This is a genomic window from Aquimarina sp. MMG016, assembly GCF_018100805.1.
GTDB lineage: Bacteria > Bacteroidota > Bacteroidia > Flavobacteriales > Flavobacteriaceae > Aquimarina.
The window spans coordinates 38708-56832 of record NZ_JAGJEA010000007.1; the positions used below are offsets into that span (position 1 = coordinate 38708).

14 protein-coding genes are annotated in these 18125 nt (G+C 31.9%); 4 read left to right on the top strand and 10 right to left on the bottom strand.

The genetic code is table 11. The features are described from left to right. Nucleotides 1-24 precede the first annotated feature (24 nt). From J8M14_RS14430 to J8M14_RS14445, 4 genes are all read left to right on the top strand, one after another. Nucleotides 25-1134, top strand: coding sequence for a DEAD/DEAH box helicase (locus J8M14_RS14430; protein WP_211075518.1), 1110 nt, complete (start codon nucleotides 25-27; stop codon nucleotides 1132-1134). Between the two features lie 122 nt (nucleotides 1135-1256). Further along, nucleotides 1257-3737 carry an ATP-dependent Clp protease ATP-binding subunit gene (locus J8M14_RS14435; RefSeq protein ID WP_247672653.1) on the top strand — a complete coding sequence of 827 codons (2481 nt, stop codon included), beginning with the start codon at nucleotides 1257-1259 and terminating at the stop codon, nucleotides 3735-3737. Nucleotides 3738-3800: 63 nt separating this feature from the next. After that, nucleotides 3801-4253, top strand: a complete 453-nt coding sequence (locus tag J8M14_RS14440; protein WP_211075519.1) for a hypothetical protein — start codon at nucleotides 3801-3803, stop codon at nucleotides 4251-4253. An 18-nt stretch (nucleotides 4254-4271) separates the two neighbouring features. After that, the gene (locus J8M14_RS14445) at nucleotides 4272-5624 is read left to right on the top strand and encodes a DUF5458 family protein (RefSeq protein WP_211075520.1); all 1353 of its coding nucleotides are present in this window, start codon (nucleotides 4272-4274) and stop codon (nucleotides 5622-5624) included. Between the two features lie 55 nt (nucleotides 5625-5679). Here J8M14_RS14445 and J8M14_RS14450 read toward each other — a convergent pair whose 3' ends face one another. The 10 genes from J8M14_RS14450 to J8M14_RS14495 all read right to left on the bottom strand — a co-directional run bounded on the left by J8M14_RS14450 (nucleotide 5680) and on the right by J8M14_RS14495 (nucleotide 17636). Continuing rightward, nucleotides 5680-6054 (bottom strand): response regulator, encoded by a 375-nt coding sequence (locus J8M14_RS14450; RefSeq protein ID WP_211075521.1) that lies wholly within the window; start codon nucleotides 6052-6054, stop codon nucleotides 5680-5682. After that, a complete protein-coding gene (locus J8M14_RS14455) occupies nucleotides 6051-8255 on the bottom strand; it encodes an ATP-binding protein (RefSeq protein ID WP_211075522.1) in 2205 nt (734 codons plus the stop codon). Before J8M14_RS14455 ends, J8M14_RS14450 begins: the two co-directional genes overlap by 4 nt. A gap of 450 nt (nucleotides 8256-8705) precedes the next feature. After that, nucleotides 8706-9266 carry a LemA family protein gene (locus tag J8M14_RS14460; protein WP_211075523.1) on the bottom strand — a complete coding sequence of 187 codons (561 nt, stop codon included), beginning with the start codon at nucleotides 9264-9266 and terminating at the stop codon, nucleotides 8706-8708. 9 nt (nucleotides 9267-9275) lie between these two features. Continuing rightward, a complete protein-coding gene (locus J8M14_RS14465; RefSeq protein WP_211075524.1) occupies nucleotides 9276-10355 on the bottom strand; it encodes a hypothetical protein in 1080 nt (359 codons plus the stop codon). Between the two features lie 67 nt (nucleotides 10356-10422). Continuing rightward, the gene (locus J8M14_RS14470; RefSeq protein ID WP_211075525.1) at nucleotides 10423-10908 is read right to left on the bottom strand and encodes a hypothetical protein; all 486 of its coding nucleotides are present in this window, start codon (nucleotides 10906-10908) and stop codon (nucleotides 10423-10425) included. A gap of 2 nt (nucleotides 10909-10910) precedes the next feature. Continuing rightward, on the bottom strand, nucleotides 10911-11735 hold the full coding sequence (locus J8M14_RS14475; RefSeq protein WP_211075526.1) for a hypothetical protein: 825 nt from the start codon (nucleotides 11733-11735) through the stop codon (nucleotides 10911-10913). Between the two features lie 13 nt (nucleotides 11736-11748). Then, nucleotides 11749-14358, bottom strand: coding sequence for an OmpA family protein (locus tag J8M14_RS14480; RefSeq protein WP_211075527.1), 2610 nt, complete (start codon nucleotides 14356-14358; stop codon nucleotides 11749-11751). Nucleotides 14359-14369: 11 nt separating this feature from the next. Further along, a complete protein-coding gene (locus J8M14_RS14485) occupies nucleotides 14370-14861 on the bottom strand; it encodes a DUF4280 domain-containing protein (protein WP_211075528.1) in 492 nt (163 codons plus the stop codon). A gap of 11 nt (nucleotides 14862-14872) precedes the next feature. Next, nucleotides 14873-15583, bottom strand: a complete 711-nt coding sequence (locus J8M14_RS14490; RefSeq protein WP_211075529.1) for a hypothetical protein — start codon at nucleotides 15581-15583, stop codon at nucleotides 14873-14875. A 271-nt stretch (nucleotides 15584-15854) separates the two neighbouring features. Further along, nucleotides 15855-17636 carry a phage baseplate assembly protein V gene (locus J8M14_RS14495; RefSeq protein ID WP_211075530.1) on the bottom strand — a complete coding sequence of 594 codons (1782 nt, stop codon included), beginning with the start codon at nucleotides 17634-17636 and terminating at the stop codon, nucleotides 15855-15857. Between the last annotated feature and the right edge of the window lie 489 nt (nucleotides 17637-18125).

An 18125-nucleotide genomic window follows, 5' to 3' on the forward strand; every position in this document is an offset into this window, starting at 1 on the left:
CTTTTGTACAAAATCAATTAGACGATGACTTTTTTAGAACTTGGGGTATCAAAAGATTTAAATAAAGGCCTTTCTGCTTTAGGAATTAATACTCCTACCAAGATTCAGGAGCAGGCAATACCTGTACTTATTAATAATCAAATAGATTTTATTGGTCAGGCACAGACTGGTACAGGAAAAACTGCAGCCTTTGGTGTACCATTACTTTCTCATATAGACCCAGCTAAAAAAGAGGTTCAAGCTTTAATCCTTGCTCCTACCAGAGAGCTAGGCCAACAAATAGCAAAACAACTTTTTAAATTCACCAAATACACAGAAAAGATTTTTACAGAATCTGTATATGGAGGAGAAAAAATTGAAAAACAGATCTCCAGGCTTAATCGTCCAACCCATATTGTAGTTGCTACTCCCGGAAGATTAATAGATTTGATAGAACGAAAAGCGGTTGATATTTCTAAGATCAAAACCATTGTAATGGATGAGGCTGATGAAATGTTAAGCATGGGATTTAAGAAAGACCTTACTACTATCTTAAGTAAAACTAAGGGATATAGGAATATCTGGCTTTTTTCTGCAACAATGCCATCTTCATTAAATGAGATCATTAATACCTATGTCAGTCGAGAAGCTATTAGAGTTACTATTGACAGGAATGATGCAGTTAATAAATTGATTGATCACCATTTTGTGATAGGTGATGATGTCAACAAATTAGATACCTTAACTTACTTCTTGAAATCTCAAAAAAACGGTAGAGGTATTATTTTTACCAAAACTAAAGTGGCAGCCAGAACATTATCTAAGCAGTTAATAGCAAAGAATTATGAAGTAGGTTTGCTTGAGGGTGAAATGACTCAAAAGGAACGAGACAAAGTGATGAGAGCTTTTAAGAAAAAGGATTTACAATTATTGGTTTCTACTGATGTAGCTGCAAGAGGAATTGATGTGGCTAATTTAGCTTTTGTGGTTCATTATCAATTACCAGATCAGATTGAGTATTATACGCATAGAAGTGGTAGGACCGCCAGGGCTGGAAAAACAGGAGTGTCATTAGCATTAATTGTTAAACAAGAGCTCTCAATTATCAGAGATCTTGAGAAACAATTAGGTATTAGATTTAGTCAGATTAGATAGAGGAATTATTCGTCTAATATGGATAAAATCAAAAAAACTGCAATTCTGCGTTAGTTTACCTTATTATTTTTGCTAATTAGTTTGTTATTTGTTTACTTTATGTTTTACGAAAAATTAACTTCATGCAAATCTTAGATTACACATTATCACCAACCGTTTATAGTGCGATTCATATAGCGCAATCTATAGCAAAAGAATACCATAATGATAAGTATAATGCGGCGCATTTACTTAAAGCTTTACTCCATAAAGATGCAGGGTTAAGAGATTTTTTTAGTCAAATTGATGGCGATATCTATTATTATGAAGAGTGGTCAGAGGTTAGGATTGAGGCACTACCTAGAGGTGTTAACATACCGGATGATATTCAAGGAGATAAATCTATTGAAGCAGTTTTTAATGAAGCAGATACGGTAAAACTGAAATTAGGAGAAGATGAAATCACCACTAAAGCTATATTAGTTTCATTATGTACACCAGGAGTAGGATTTTCATATGAACAATTAAAAACATTACCGCTCAAAGCAGACGAACTTCTGATAGCTGCCAACCAAGGAAAACCAGCTTCATCAGGAAGTGGAGCAAAAAAAGCATCAAGCTCTGGAGGAATAAAAAGTGTAGATTCCGGAATTTTAGATCAATATTGTATTGATAAAACGTTTGCTGCAAAAAATAATCAGCTAGAAGATGTTTTCGGTCGTGATGCAGAAGTAAAAATGATTACAGAAATATTAGGAAGACATTCTAAGCCTAATGTTTTAATTGTAGGTGAACCGGGAGTAGGAAAAACAGTTTTATTAGACAGTTTTGCTGAAGCAGTAACTAATGGCAATGTACCCGCATCTTTGACAAATGCTCAGATATATGAATTGGATTTTATAAATCTTGTATCTGGAGCTAGTTATAAAAGTGAAGTAGAGGATAGGTTCAAAAAAATAATAGCAGCAGTAAAAGAGTTCGAAAGGCCAATTTTGTTGATTGATGAACTTAATAACCTTACCAATAAAGATAGTGGGAACCAAGGATTGGTTAACATACTAAAATCTGAACTTGCAAAAGGCGAAGTTACTTTCATTGCCACAGCAACTAATGATGCATTTAGAAAACATATCGAAACAGATGAAGGATTATCTAGAAGATTTGAGCAAGTTGCCCTAGAGGAACCTTCAGAAAAAGATACACTAAAGATGATATCTAATACTATCGATAAGTATAAAGAACATCACAGTCTTGCTATTGATGATGATACTATTTCTGAGGCGATTAGACTTTCTAAAAGATATAATAAAGATAGAAGCTTGCCAGATGCTGCTATAGATTTGATAGACCGAACTATGTCTGCCTCTAGATATATGATTGAAACTACTGGCGATCAGATTAAGGGATTGTTAGAAGACATAAAAGTTGTAAAAGATAAGGAAGGAATTGATGATGATGAGAAGAATGAGGATGTTCAATGGCTTTATGATAACCTAAAAAATAAATTTAGTTACCTTTTATTTACTGAGCTTGGCGAAGAAGATACCTTATCTGGATCTGAAAGTTGGGAAAAAGGCTTAGAAAAAATAGCAAGTATTTTAGAACGTTTTCTGAAGAAGTCTTCAGAAGATAAAACTGAGATAGATAAAAATGATGTATCTGCTACCATCGCTAATAAAACAGGAATTCCTGTAGGGAAACTGCAAGCAGATGAAAAAGAGCGTCTCCTAAATATGGAAGATCATATTAAAAAGAGAGTGATAGGTCAGGATCATGCTATTAAAACGATTACAGAGGCTGTTCAGGAATCTAGATCGGGGTTAAGTAAGCCAGGGTTACCAACAGGGTCTTTCTTTTTTACAGGTCCAACAGGAACAGGAAAAACAGAATTGGCTAAATCTTTAGCTGAATTTTTATTTCAAACTGAAGAAGCGATTATTCGGTTTGATATGTCTGAGTTCAAAGAAGAACATTCCGCGGCATTACTTTATGGAGCTCCTCCGGGATATGTAGGTTATGAAGAAGGAGGTTTATTAGTAAATAAAATAAGACAAAGACCTTATTCTATTGTTCTTTTTGACGAAATAGAAAAGGCTCATCCATCGGTATTTGACATATTTTTGCAGATTTTGGATGAAGGTAAATTAAATGATCGTCTCGGAAAAACAGGAGATTTCTCCAATGCAGTCATTTTATTTACTTCTAATATAGGGAGTGATCACGTAGTGAAATCATTTACAGACGGAATTATCCCTAAGTCTTCTGATCTTTTAGAGTTGATGTCAGCACATTTTAGACCAGAATTTTTAGGGCGTTTAACAGAAATTATCCCTTTTGCACCGATTACAAAAGAAAATGTGGTCAAAATATTTAATATTCAATTAAAAGACTTACATAAAGCATTAGCTAAGCAAGAAGTTACTTTAGAACTTACTGAAGCAGCTCAGGAATTCCTTGCGTATAAAGGCTTTACACCAAAATATGGAGCGAGACCATTAAGAGGTGTTATCAGAACAGATCTTAGAGCTCCGTTGTCTAAGAAGTTAATTACAGGAGAAATAGGAAAAGGATCTAAAGTACATTTAGATGTAAAGGAAGAAAAAATGCAGTGGTCATACCAATAAAAGTTATGAACTGAAATAAAATTTAGTATATTTATCATAAACAAATCAATTTAGTATAGTAATATGAGCGATAGTAGTTATGGTTTAGGAGGAACAGAAGTAAAAACGGATGCGAGTGAAGCAATTTTGGAGATTGGACAAAATAAAACACTTCTTGTTCAAAAACTAACACAAGATCAGCCAATCAAACCGGTAATAGTTAATGGCTTAACTTCTGTAGAAAGTGTATTCGAAAATTATAAACCACAGGTTGATGTGGAATTTGAAGATTCAGATGGTGTAGAAAGTAAAGAGTCGTTGAAGTTTAATAATTTAGGTGATTTTGGTAAAAAGGGAATTATCAATCAAAGTAAATATTTGAATGATTTAGATACCGAAAAGGATCAATACCTTAAAGTTGTAAAACAGCTTAAGTCTAATAAGATTTTAAAAACTGCATTAGCTGATCCTGATGCTAAAGAAGCATTGTTAAGATCCATTCAATCATTAATGGCAGAATTGCAACAAAAAGGTTAAAAAAGAAATATATTTTAGATGGCAGCAGGTAAACAAGCTCAAGAGAGTATCAAGATAGAAAATCCTGAAAAGGAATTAAGAATTAATGAAGAGAAATTAGCTAGATATGGTGGTTTTGATTTGTTAGAAGCGTGCATTGACGATGTGCAGAACATGAATCCAGATCGTAAAGCGCGTAAAAAAATCTTTCTTACTGAATCTTCAAAAAAACTAGAAAGAGATAGACTTCTAAAAACTTTAGAAATCTGGAATAATATATTGTCCTCTTCTGATGACATTCCAGCTATGGTAGAAGAGTCTGAAAAAAGATCTGAGATTGCTGGTAAATCATTGGAGAAAAATTTGGGAGCCGCTTTGGAGCAAACAAGAGAGCTAGAGCAATCTTATAGGTCTGTAGCGTTATTCTATAAAAATACAGAGTCTTCCAAAGTTAAAAATATCAATATCATGAATGCTGAATTAGAGCAACTTAAAGATTTGGATAATACCAGGTTTATTGATGCTATTCAGGAAGAATTGGTACAAGGGTATGACAGGTTGGATCTTAGAGATAATTACGGTTTATTAGTTATTCCAGGGTATTTAGGTTCTAATAAAGTTGTAGAGAAATGGGCGAAAATTGCCCATGAGAATAAAGTAATGATGGTTACAGATTTTGAACATTTAGATGAGCCAGATGATGTAATGGAAATGTTTGAAGCGGCTAATTTAACTGGTGGCGATAAGTACAGATCTAATGTTATTATGGCCTGTAATTGGTTAGTTGGTAGAGGTAAGCATGATGAAGTAGGAGAAGAAGACGACCTATATGTTCCTCCATCTAGTGCTTTAGCAGGTAAGGTATATAGAACTCTGATGTCTCAGGTTACTGCGGGTAAAAAGCATGGTGGTATGAATGAAGTGGATGGAGTTCGTTTTGATCTAAAGAAAAGTGAGATTGCTCAGCTAGAGAAATTAGGATTAGTGCCTATGGTTAATGAATATGGTAAGGTAATGGCATTCTCAGCTAAAACTTTATTTAATGGAGATAACTTAGGGTTGCAAACATATTCTGTAGTTCGTGTATTTGATTATATAACCAAAGTCTTAATGGATTTCTTAAACCGTAGAGCTTTTGAAAACTTTAATGCAAGAACTCGTAAAGAACTAATGGGACAAATTGTTAAGTTCTTGGATAGTGTTACTGGTCCGGATCAGTTAATAGAGGATTTCTCAATTAAACGTTTTGAGCAAGATCCAAATCAAAAGGATAGAGTATTTCTTGATATACACATGAAACCATATTTCCCGGCTAAAAACTTTATGATCAAAATGGATGGTCAAAAAGGAGATGATGGAACGGATTGGGATTCTGATTATGAACAACAATAAGTTAATTCTTACTGTATAATATTGGAAAGAGCGTTATTAAACGCTCTTTTTTGCTTTATGAAATACTAGTATTAATACTAGAAATTGCGTTCAATAGTTTCTGGAAATTTACAGGTTTTGGGAAATATTTGTCAAAACCTACATTAATGAATCTTTGTTCATCTCCCGGCATTGCATAGGCCGTAACAGCATAAACCGGTATTCCTTGTAGAATATCCATTTTGCGAAATCTTTGTAATAATTCACAACCATCCATCTGATTTAATCCCAGATTGATATCTACAAGAATAAGATCTAAATGAACGTCGTTTACAATCTTTAAAGCTTGTACTGGTGTATTAGCAATGAATACGGTAGACGCATTTTTAGAAAGCATCTTATCCATTACTATTGCATTTATTTTGTTATCTTCTACGTATAGTATATTCATAAACTTTTGGGTATTATAATAATAAATTCAGTTCCCTTCCCTAATTCACTTTTTACTTTTATTTTCCCTCCAAGTATTTCAATATATCGTTTTGATAAACTTAATCCAACACCGGTACCTTCATATTTACGACTTAAACCTATACTTTCTTGCATAAAAGGAGTAAAGATTTTATCGATATTTTCTTTTTTTATGCCAATTCCGGTATCTTTTACCGAAATATAAATATTATTTTTAGATTGTTTGGTACTAACTTTAATAATAATTTCCCCTTTTTCAGTATACTTAATGGCATTATTAATAATATTATTTAATGCTGGCCTGAATAGGTTTTCATCAATGCTAGCAATCGGGCAACTTTCATCTAACATTAATGAATAACTAAGGTCTTTAGCATCAGCCATATGTTTATAGTTTCTATATGAAGTTTCTACAGTATAATTCATGTCAATTTCTTCAAAAGACATATTTTGTTGTAAAGCTTCTATTTCACTAAAATTAGATAAATTATCCATGGTCTCTAATAATCTATTTTTACTCTCTTCCAGATAATTTAATAGTTTATTATGTTCCTTTTTATCCGTTTCTCGAAGTAAAAGTTGACTTATAGTCATTATACCATTAAGAGGAGTTCTAATTTCATGACTAAAATTGGATAATATGTTTGATTTTAAAGTACTCAACTCTTGCTCTTTGATGTGAGCATCCTGAATCGCTAATTCTGCTAACTTTTGTTCTGTAATATCGTGGAAACTAACCAGAATTGAATTTACTTTATAGTCATTGTCGAATATTGGAGCGTACTTTGTTTCGAGCCATTGTGTAGCGCCTTGATTTGTAACACGTTCCACTTCTGCTTTTATAGTATTTCCTTTAAGTACTTCATTAAATGAATTAGCGAATACATTTTTGAAATTTAGAGGCATAACATCGATAAACATGCAAGGTGTCTCATTTGGGTCGATATTAAAATCTCTTTTAATAATTTTTGAGGACTTTTTGTCTGTCATAAGTATCCTACCTTCTTTATCTAATAGAATAGTGTATACAAAACCATTATTTACCATGGCTTGTAATCTGTTTTTACTCTCTGATATTATCTTTTTATCGAGCTTCTTTTGATGAACATCAATCAAATTTCCTATCATTCGAGTAGTCTTACCGGCTTTGTTCTTTTTTCTAAAACCATAGATTTCATAATGTCTGTATTCGCCACTCAGGTGTTTTAATCGATAATAATTAAAATAATGTGACCCTTTTTTATCAAGATTATCTAGATGTCTTTTTAAGGCTTTATCCACATCATCAGGGTGTATCATCCCTCTAAAAGTCTCTTCTGGAACAAAATCTTGCTCTAATGGTAAACCTAGCATTTTTCTAAAATCCACACTGTAAAAAACTACGTTGTCTTTTATCATATGATCAAATAGTCCGGACTTTATACCTTTCAAAGCTAAATTTTTAGTTTCTTCATTCTGTTTAAGTTTCTCTATATAATGATGACGATCAGTAACATCCGCGATTGTACCATTTACAAAAACTACCTCACCTTTATGTATTACGGGATGAGCAACAACTTTTACCCACTTTTCATTTCCTTTTTCGGTTATTATTTTTTCTGTATACTCATACGGTTTTTTGCTCTTGATCAAAGTACTAAGGTAATTTTCTACCCGTGCTCTATTCTCTTTAGGATAATAACTAGCACCTTTATCACGTGTTAGAGGAGTATTAGGATCTAATTCTTTGATGAGGTAACATCCTTTTGACCAATACATTTCCTTAGTTTTTGGATTAAAATACCAGGCTCCGGTTTTGGTTAATTTTGAAATAGTAATAAGTGCTCGATGTTCTTTGTATTCTTCTGTGGTATCAATACCCGCTGCATAGATTAAATTATTATGATAGGTTAGATCAAACTTTAATGCTAAAACACCATTTTTTTCTGTAGAAAAACTAAAGCTTTCACTTAGAATAGTATTATTGTCTGATAAATTAGAAACAGTTTTTTTGAAGATGGGCACATCTTCATCAATAATAAAATCTACTATATTTTTTCGCTTTTGCTTATCATTCTGAAGAGGAAAAAGAATTTCACATCTACGGTTATAAGAGATAACTTTCCCGTCTCTTTTGAAAACAAGAAGGAATAGTAAGGTCTTTTCAGCTAATACACCGAGCTGTTCAAGGGAAAGAGGCATAAATCATTGTTAGTCTAACTTAAAGTTACAAAATGATTTGGAAATAAAGGAGTAGTAATTCTAAGAATTAAATTAATATCTGAAAATTGGGGAAATTATTTCTTTTGCTTATTACTTTTTTCTTTTAACAAGTGCGTGGTCAGTTTAGATAATTCTGTTGAATGAATAATACAAAAAAGTAAAAGAGAAAAATATATAACCAACCAAATGATTAATAGTTTAATTCCTGATACTTCTGCAAAAAAAAGTGTGATCATTATAATGAATCCCAATATCCAACTAACTCCTAATGATAAAAAGATTATGGTATTCAGTTTTTTTTGAAAGCTCAATTTTCTATATAATCTAGAGACAAAAGCAAATACTAACATAACTAAGGGCACACCAAAAGCAGCCCACATCACCATAAGCATTGGATTGGCTTCTACAGTCTTGAAAATTTCATAGAACCTAAAACTGAACTCCATCGTATTTTTTTTCTTCTTCGGAAATTGCCAAAAGGGATCGATTTTTATAACCAAGTAGTTTAGAGATTATGATATTAGGAAATTCATGAATCCCTATATTATACATATTTACACTTTCATTAAATAACTCTCTTCGATCTGAGATATGATCTTCGATTTGTGACACTCTTTCTTGCAGATTGATAAAGGAATTATTTGCTTTTAGATCTGGATAATTTTCTGAGAGTACCATGATTCTGGAAATACCTTTAGATAACTCATTATAAGCTTTTACTTTTTTTTCCTGATCTGTAGTATTTAGATAATTAGTTCGTAGCTTGGTAAGCTCATTCAAAGTTTCTTTTTCAAAACTCATATATTCTTTAACGGTACTAATCAGATTTGGTATTTCTTCAGCACGTTGTTTTAGTAATATATCTATATTGGCAAATGCCTTATCGATATTAAATTTTAGCATTACTAACTTGTTATAAATACGAATCAATACGCTAAAAAAGCCAACTACGACTAAAACGATAATTATTATTCCAATTAATTTTTCCATAGTCTTAATTCAATTTTTTTTCAGATTAAAAATGCCTTCCATTGACTCAAAGCTAAGTGTTATTATATTATCATCATAATCAACCTTTAGCATTAATATCATCGCAATTAAGGCTACAATAGTTACTAGATAGGTAATAAATGATTTTCTTAAAGGATTAAATTTATTCCAGATATTTATAGTATCAATAGGGGATAAGGTGAATATATCCTTGATAGGTTCTTTTTCAATAATTACTTTTTGGTGCTGATTATTAGCTTTTCCTATTAAAAGTACGTCAATGTCCTGAGTTAATATATGTTGTGTATATCTTTTGCCATTACTGGTATAATAATCTTTTTCAGGTAAATTGATAAGTTCAATTTCTTCAGCATTAATTTCTACAGACCCAGTGTCATCTTTAAGTATAAAAGAGTTGCAGACAGTCTCATAATGAATCGTAGAATAGGTATTCTTTCCGTCGCTATTTTTTGATATAGATTCTATTCTATAGGTATACCCAATACATTCTTTTTTCTTAATTCTTGAGATTAAGGGTTCTGTCATTATCGTTTTTCCTTCAACTTCTACTAATCCCATAGCCATAGATCTAATTTTGGATGTAGGAAGAGTAGCTTGTAGTCTTAGAAATTTGTCTGTTTCATTAGGAAAAAACATTCTGTTGATAACTGCATATACTATGATAAGAAAAAATGCATATGGTCCAGATGCCATAAATAAGATACCAAACAATATTACAGCAGGTATGATTAGAATCCTTTGCCAAAGTGGTCTCTTACTTTTTGAATTTTTTAAATCGGATATAGTGCCTTTGATACCTCTATTGATCATACTCGAAATCCCTAACACAAAGGTGAAAAGGAAAATACATAAAAATGTGGTAAGTACATAAGATCTTGAAATACCTGCTACTATAATAATGATAGCTGGTAATAAGGCAAAGAACAACCATTTAGGTCTGTATTTAATATCTAATACAGAAATTAGCACTGTGTAAAAAATGGCAATACAAGCACAAAAAAACGCTAGAAAAAATACTAAAGGCCATGCTACTGGATCAAATAAAAAGGAAAAATCTTCTGAGGTCAAATGTAAGGTAATTGGTTTTTTTGTGAATTTTCAAAAATGAATTTTTACGCTTATAATCTTAAAATAATTAAAAAACAATAAGTTTATTACCCTTCAATGCTTCACTATAGAAAGTGTTTTGTGGAATATTTTTATATTGTTTTGTGTAATTTAATATCATATTACGATCAGGTGTCGTCCATTTATGTTCCTCTCCATAATCATTCTCGAATATTTTTATTGATGGACCATATAACTCATTTAATTTGTTGCTGTATTTTGTTATTTCACTTATTCCACTCATTTTAATTGTATACCCAACTATTTTTCCTTCTTGAGAAAACACATAGGTTGTTTCTCCAAAAATTAAAGGGTGGATAAAATCTGATTCATTTAATGTGTAATATGCAAAATTATGATCTCCTTCCTTTGGGAAAGATGAAAGCAAATCTTCTGATTGTCCAATACATTTTTCTAAAGAAATACCAGTATTGGAACAACTGATCAATGTATTAGAAAAGATCAACCCCACAGAAGTCAAAAGGGTGTTGTTTATAAAAGTCCTACGATTCATTTTTAAATTATGCTAAAGCCCTTTTCTTTGGTGCGCATATGTAATTTAATGTCAAATTCTATATTTTCTTGCTGTTCAGGATTTGAGCTCTTATATTGTAAAGCCATTCCTCCATCTAATCGCAATAATCTAACAAGTTTTCCATATCCTATTATATCTAATTTTAGTTCAGCAGGATTTAGAGGAAGTACCTCTAATTTTTGATTAAAAAGGCTAAAAGCGCCATCCCTAAAACTTTTCTTACGTTCTTCAGAAAAGTAGAAAGCTTGTTCTTGAAGTTTCATTTTTTCTTGAGATAATTCTAAAAATTTAGAAGCATTGTGTGAACGTAATACAGCGTGTATTTGTGTATAATAAGAAATTACTTGTTGAAGCAAGTCTTTTTCATCCATTTTTAAGAGGTCTATAGAGTTTTGCCATCCATCTAGTTCAAAGGGCAGATTTACCTCAATTTCTGTTGTAATTTCAAAAGAGGGATAATTTACATTTTCACTCAGACCATTCCAAGGTTGTTTTAACCTTGGATGAAATTTAGCACGAGTTTCTTTCCATCTATCTAATTCTCCTTCTGCATGATAAAAATCCAACGACATATATTCTTCTTCAGTAATACTTTGCTTGTTATGTCTTGGCATAATTTTCCCTACAATTTTATGCGTTCCACTTTTCAAAAGAGCATGGTTAATAGGTATATCTCCTGTTACTCCTCCAGGTCCTTCAGAACTTTTGCCAAAATTGGAAAATACTGGGACATCATTCACATAGATCTCACCTGCGCAACCCATACGTTGGTATATTGAATAATATGGTTTTTTAAAGTCTTGCATTATTTGATAATAATTAAGTTAGATATTTTTTAGAGAAAGGCATTTCTTCTGGTGGTGTGACTTGATGTTCCATTTCTATTGAAGGGGAAAGCCACCATCCAACTTCAGCTTTGATATAGCCAGTTATTTTAACTCCAGAAAATTTTAAAGTGGGCTTAACAAATACACCGTTATCATCGCTATCAAACTCTAATTCCCCACCAAAATAGCCTTCACCTTTTATTGCTGCGGTAAAATTTATTATAGGTTTGGCTTGAGCTACACTTGATGATCCAAAACCTACCTGTAATATAAATTCAATTTCTGCTCCTAATTCTCCTCCTATTGTGGTTTTACCACTAAAATCCGCTCCATTAATAGTATCGAATTTTATGGCTTCAACAGAAAAGTTTAATCTACCGATAATGGCTAATGTAAAAGTTAATCCAGTGCCTAGTTCAGCTAATCCTCCTCTAACCTTAGAAGCAAGATTGGCTACAGCAGGGTTTCCTGCAGAACCTACCAGAATAGCTACTGCTATTAAATCAATTTCTGCTCTAGCTCCAATTAGTGGTTTAAATGATAAACTTAGCTCTCCAGTAACTGCTATTTTTTTGGTTTTTTCTTCTCTTTTTAAATACCAGACAATTGCACCTACAAATTTTGGATATAGTATATTGAGTGATATTGGAATTGCGGTTCTTTTAGCAACACCGATAGCGAGGTTTACAGCATTTTGAATAAGATTAGCCGCAGTTGATACAGATTTAGCAAATGGCTCTATTTTTCCTTTAAACTCATTAGAAAAACTTTTTTTATGCTGACCACCATTCCATTCTACACCTAATTTTACAGCGATACCAATAGGGAGTCTACCTTGCTTACCTATTAGGTATCTTGCATAACCATCTTGTCGGTTTTTTTCAAAGTGTTGAGCAAAACTTCCTCCGGCTCTTTCCATATTGGTTGAACGTCTATTAGAGACTTCCATTGCAATTTCAATAGCCAATTCCCACTTTATATCTGGGTATGCTTTTATTATTAAAGTTGGGTTATTTTTATCTGCATAATAGCGGCAGCTATTGATATAATATTTATAATTATTAGTATTAGCATTAATAGGCCAGAAGTAATTAAAGGCTTCAAGGTATGTAAGTGCTTGTTTTCCATTAGGAGCAAAGGTTGAATAGACAACTTGTTGAATAGGGGCCGTTCCACTTTTTTCGATGACACCAGTTCCATTTCTATCCATAGTTAGTTCCTTGATTCTTACCATAGTATCATGTCCTAGATTGGTATCTTCCCTAAGACATTTATCGGTGTTGTAACTATCAATATTTATGGTTATGGTATGATTTTTATCCTTACTAGGAGCAATAGTGTCAAAATTTATAGTGCTAAAACTTCCATTAAGCACTTTAAACTCTACAGTGACCCTCCTGTTTTGCTGATGTTGCTCTTCGGTTAAATTCTCTCCTGGAATTAATAATCTCCTCTTTCCGTAACCTATTGCATTTATATTTTCTTTATTAACACCTTTGTTGACTAGGTATTCAACAGCTGCATTTGCACGTCTTTGGGATAAAGCATCATTATGTTCATGAGTATATCTAATATCGCAGTGTGCTCCTAGGTTTACTCTGGTATAGGGGTCATCTAATAAAATGTTAGCAATACCATCCAGAATGGATGCAGCATCTGATCTTATATCCGCTTTATCTAAATCAAAATGAACAGACTGAGAAAATAGAGACTCTGTTTTATTACCTTCTAAAGCATCTCCTTCATTAAAAACTGGTATTTCACCAGTACCATCATCGTCTATACCAATTTTTACAAATTTACAGAGTTCATAGCGTTCTACATTTACTGGGTTTTCTCCAACAGTAAGAGGCTTTGCATTCATATGGTTTCCAACAGATCTTGTTGAAATTTCATCTTTAAAACGTAAATAACGGGCATGTATGTCCTGACCTCTATTGTCTACTATAGTTTTACTCCTCCCGGCAATTTTAATTTTTATGTAAAACTCTTCATTATTGCTTGTGTTCCATCCAGTTCCTGCTCTCCAAGTATAGGTATTGTCTATGTTTAAATTAACCTCTCCATTAATACATTGTACATTAGTAATTGTGTGCACTTTTTCGTCATCTCCCAATTGGCGGTTGTATATTTCTACTACGAGAATAGAACCGTTTAAGCCTTCAGTTTGTACATTTAACCATACATCATCTCCATATTTAATAGGAGAGTTTCTTATATCACTTCCTCCTTTAGAAGTACTCCAAGTAGTACTAATTATTTTTGGGTCTGCAATGCCATTTAGTTTTATTTGAGCCGGATATGTATTGGTTGGTTCTGTTGTAAATGCTTCAATAACATACTCCTGAGGTCCACAATATTTTGGCTTGATAGAGATTTCCCTTATATCACCAATCAAACCTTGTTGATCTGCAATGGAAAACGGGGTGTTATTATCGGCTTTTATGATCCACTTTGCATGCCCTGTTAATGCCTCTGGAGTCTCAGGATAATATTTAGCATGTAATTCTATGGCCTCATTAGCTCTTACTGCAAAATTCTGAGGAGATTGTTCTTGCCCCTGATCATCTATATATACTACTTTTTCAATTCCTATTGGCATATCAGTATTTTTTAAGTAATAATGATTTCTTCTTCGTTAGGCTGTTCTTGATTGATACTATTGATATTCACTATCGGATTTATTTGCTGTTGAGTATCAGTATCTGCATTACCTGAATCACTTGAGCTACCTGCTGCGGTTTGTCCATGATTGATAATACTAATACATGGGCTTCCTGATATTGGACAAGTAGCTTTACTGTCCTCAAGAAGGATTTTGCCTCCATTACTGAACTCTACGTTTTCATAAAAACCATCCCATTTAGTAATAACAATTTGACAAGGTTTAAAACTACTACCTGTAGGCTGTAATTTACATTGTCCAAAAGTGTTTTTCTCAAAAGTGGCCCCTCCTAACTCCATTGTCGTTGCAATTAATTTGTTAGATCCTTGGGGATCATTAGCATAATACTTTTGATGTGATAAAACTTTAAGTTTATCAGGAAAGTCTCCAAACTGACATTTGCACATTGCACTTTGTATAACAACATATTTCTGACTCATAAGTTTTACTTTTATTTTTTAAATAATTTTCCCCAAAAACCTGTTTGTGATGTTTTTTCCTCTTTTTCAACCAACATAGAATTTCGTTTGGTAGTTAATTTTTCTAGTAAAAACATTTTTATCAACACCTTTTTAGGTTGCTTGAATTTAGTTTCAAATTCAGCTTCAATTCCTTCAATAATAGCTGTGTCTTTTTCTAATAAGTAAACCAAATTACAACTTCCTTTAAGAGCTTTTTCTTTTTTATTATGTTTTTTATAATAAGGAGAATCAAATCCATGTTCTATATCTCGAGCACAACGTTCATCATGAATAATTCCTTTTGTTTTTATCCTAATATCTTTTTCGTTTATTTCTATCTTACTCTTTGCTTTATATTTTATTGGACTTGGAGATGTATTTGCTACATAATAATATTTGCTTTCATCTATAAATAAATCTTCCGAATAAAATTTATAAAGTGAATCAAAGTATATATTTAAAAACCAATCTTTTTGTATTTTAGAAAAAAGAGCTTCCTCGTTTTTGATTATTTTTTCTGTTTGATTTATGTATTTATCCACAATATCGCCCTTGAAGAACTCTTTTATTTTTTCTTTTTTCTTATTCCAACGATCTAAAATTTCAATATGGTTTAAAACTTTTTGAAGTTTTCCTTGACTAGAAGTGCTTATATCCATAGGGTATAAAACCTTACTAACTTCAAAAGCCAATTCATCCATAAAATTATTTGGTTCTGTGTTATTAATAAAAATCTTCTCTTCTCTTTCTATTCTATATGAGTATATAAAACTTTCTATATCACCAGTAAATTGTATAGTAAGTTTATATTTTAGTTCATTTTTGGATGTGCCATTATCAAAAAGTACAGAACAGCCATACTTACCATTAAATTCTTGAGGATTAACTTTAAGATAATAATCATTAAAAACGTTATTTACACTCACCTTTTTGTTACTCCATTTTTATGATTAGGAAATGATTTTATACTTTTTAAAAAAGTTTTACTTTTTCCTTACTCTGAACATCTACTGTTTTTCCTGATGTAAGTGTTAAGTTTTGTTTGTTACTACTTAATGTTATTTCATCAGAAACGTTTACCTGCTTTTTAGAATCTATTGATAAATTTTCTTCTATAATAACAGTATTGTTTTTGGTCATCACATTGTAATTGTCAGAAATACTTTTTGTAAAATCTTTTCCTGCTGTCATTTCTATATTTTCTTCAGCACTAATTTTAATATTTTTAGCATTAAAAGTCATAGTTTCACCAGCAGTAACACTTATATTGTTTTTTACAGTATCAATTTCCACGGTATTACCGTTCTTGTCAGAAATCGTAATAAATTCCCCTCCTTTAGCATCATTTAGTTCTATAGTATGACCACTTCTAGTTCTTATGGCTTTTACATCATTAGATTGCGTTTGCCAACTAGAAGGATTAGCACCACCATTATATAATGTTCCAATCACATAAGGTCTTTCGGCATTAGCGCCTTCGAAACCGATTAAAACTTCTTCGTCTACCTCTGGGATAAAATGAAATCCTTTATCTCCACCGGCATGTGGAGTTACAACACGAAGCCAAGGAGTCAATTCTCCTGCTTCCTTTTGCCAAGGAAATTCTACTCGAATTCTACTTAACCCATCTGGATCACTATTTTCTCTTACAATAGCAACCTGTGTATCACTTTTAGGAAAAGCTTTAATATCAGTGTTAGGGTAAGCATTTATATCAGCTGTTACACCTTCGAATTTATTTTGGTACTTTCCATTTTCAGTACTGGTGTGAGAGATACGGGTAATTCTGAAAGTACCGTAGTCAGAGTCTCCTTTAATTTTAATAACTTTTCCTAAGTTTACACCAGGGTTATCACTAATTCCTTTGGCAACTACTTGTTTAATTTCATTAGCTTTTTTCTGTTGTTCTACAAGATGATCTAGTCTTGGTTTAAGTTGAGGATCATCATAGGAGTTTAGATATATCGCAGTTTCTTTAGAGAAAATTTCGTCACTCTTATTGCTCGTAAAACCATTATATCCATTTGTTCCTGAACTTACCTGAGATGTAGATTTATTGTGTTGACCATTGGTAAGATAGTCATTAGTAAAGTATTTATATTTATTCGATACGGGATTCAGGTTAATAGAAAATTCCTGTAAGTCATGACCATAAGTCAGCGTAACTTCTCCTTCATCTTCTGGTTTTCCAAAAATCAGAGCTTTGCCATCATAATAAAACCATTCGCTATACTGTGCAGCCAATCTACTTGAATACTCATAAGCACTTTCATTATGTTGCACACTATAATGTAACGTATCTGAATTTGAAGGGTTAAATACGGTTTCTAGCTTAGATTGATCATAACCTTGAAATGTTTTACTAAGAATAGATCCTAAATCTTCATCTATATGAGAAGCATGATTAGGTCCATCATCTGCAATAATACTACAACTATGGGCTTGGATGGTAATTAGATCACCGTTTTGTTGATGAAATCCTTTTGTACTATTTACAGAGGTGACGATACCTTTAAATTCTAGTTCTTTATAACCAGAGAATCCTCCTAAAGATGAAACCTGTACTGTAATAATTTGTCCAAGATAATTTTTGCTTTCTGAAGCTATATCTTGTAATAGATCTTCGAGAACATCCATTCGACATACTAATTCTAATGTATGATGAGCATCAATTTCTTGATGTAACATTAATTTTTTATAAGCAGTTATTTTGGTGCCTCCAATGAAAATTTGAGTTTTAGATTGTAATGCCATAGTTTTGTGCTTTTTTTAGAATAACTGTTTTTCTGAATAAATTATAAATTTATTTTCTTTAGTGAGATGCTTAAGCATTTGATAGCTTATACAAGATAGTAATCTTTTTTTATTTTACGTATTTCGCAATTGTTAACATCTATAATAGATTATCAATTGGTAACGAAAACACTTTTTAATGTTCACAGTATAGATGGTAATGAAATAAAGTTTTTTACAAACTTTATTTTTTGACATCACAAGATTAAAAACTTTTTAATATAGAAATTATTACATCTATATAAATTTATAATTTATTTGTGATGTTAAGTTATCTGATTTATTTGATATGCTCGACTTCTTAATATGAATAATTTAAGAAGTGCATTCTGATCAAAAACTATGGAGGAAGTCAATCAAAAAGGATTACACTTAAATTTTATAAGTGTATTTTTATTTTAATAAGTTTACATTTTTGTTATTACAATTTAACACAACCTCGAGTATGAT

Bases quoted from the DNA above. Each gene is read 5' to 3' on its own strand.
- J8M14_RS14430 (WP_211075518.1), top strand. From the start codon at position 25: ATGACTTTTTTAGAACTTGGGGTATCAAAAGATTTAAATAAAGGCCTT.
- J8M14_RS14435 (WP_247672653.1), top strand. From the start codon at position 1,257: ATGCAAATCTTAGATTACACATTATCACCAACCGTTTATAGTGCGATT.
- J8M14_RS14440 (WP_211075519.1), top strand. From the start codon at position 3,801: ATGAGCGATAGTAGTTATGGTTTAGGAGGAACAGAAGTAAAAACGGAT.
- J8M14_RS14445 (WP_211075520.1), top strand. From the start codon at position 4,272: ATGGCAGCAGGTAAACAAGCTCAAGAGAGTATCAAGATAGAAAATCCT.
- J8M14_RS14450 (WP_211075521.1), bottom strand. From the start codon at position 6,054: ATGAATATACTATACGTAGAAGATAACAAAATAAATGCAATAGTAATG.
- J8M14_RS14455 (WP_211075522.1), bottom strand. From the start codon at position 8,255: ATGCCTCTTTCCCTTGAACAGCTCGGTGTATTAGCTGAAAAGACCTTA.
- J8M14_RS14460 (WP_211075523.1), bottom strand. From the start codon at position 9,266: ATGGAAAAATTAATTGGAATAATAATTATCGTTTTAGTCGTAGTTGGC.
- J8M14_RS14470 (WP_211075525.1), bottom strand. From the start codon at position 10,908: ATGAATCGTAGGACTTTTATAAACAACACCCTTTTGACTTCTGTGGGG.
- J8M14_RS14475 (WP_211075526.1), bottom strand. From the start codon at position 11,735: ATGCAAGACTTTAAAAAACCATATTATTCAATATACCAACGTATGGGT.
- J8M14_RS14480 (WP_211075527.1), bottom strand. From the start codon at position 14,358: ATGCCAATAGGAATTGAAAAAGTAGTATATATAGATGATCAGGGGCAA.
- J8M14_RS14485 (WP_211075528.1), bottom strand. From the start codon at position 14,861: ATGAGTCAGAAATATGTTGTTATACAAAGTGCAATGTGCAAATGTCAG.
- J8M14_RS14490 (WP_211075529.1), bottom strand. From the start codon at position 15,583: ATGGATGAATTGGCTTTTGAAGTTAGTAAGGTTTTATACCCTATGGAT.
- J8M14_RS14495 (WP_211075530.1), bottom strand. From the start codon at position 17,636: ATGGCATTACAATCTAAAACTCAAATTTTCATTGGAGGCACCAAAATA.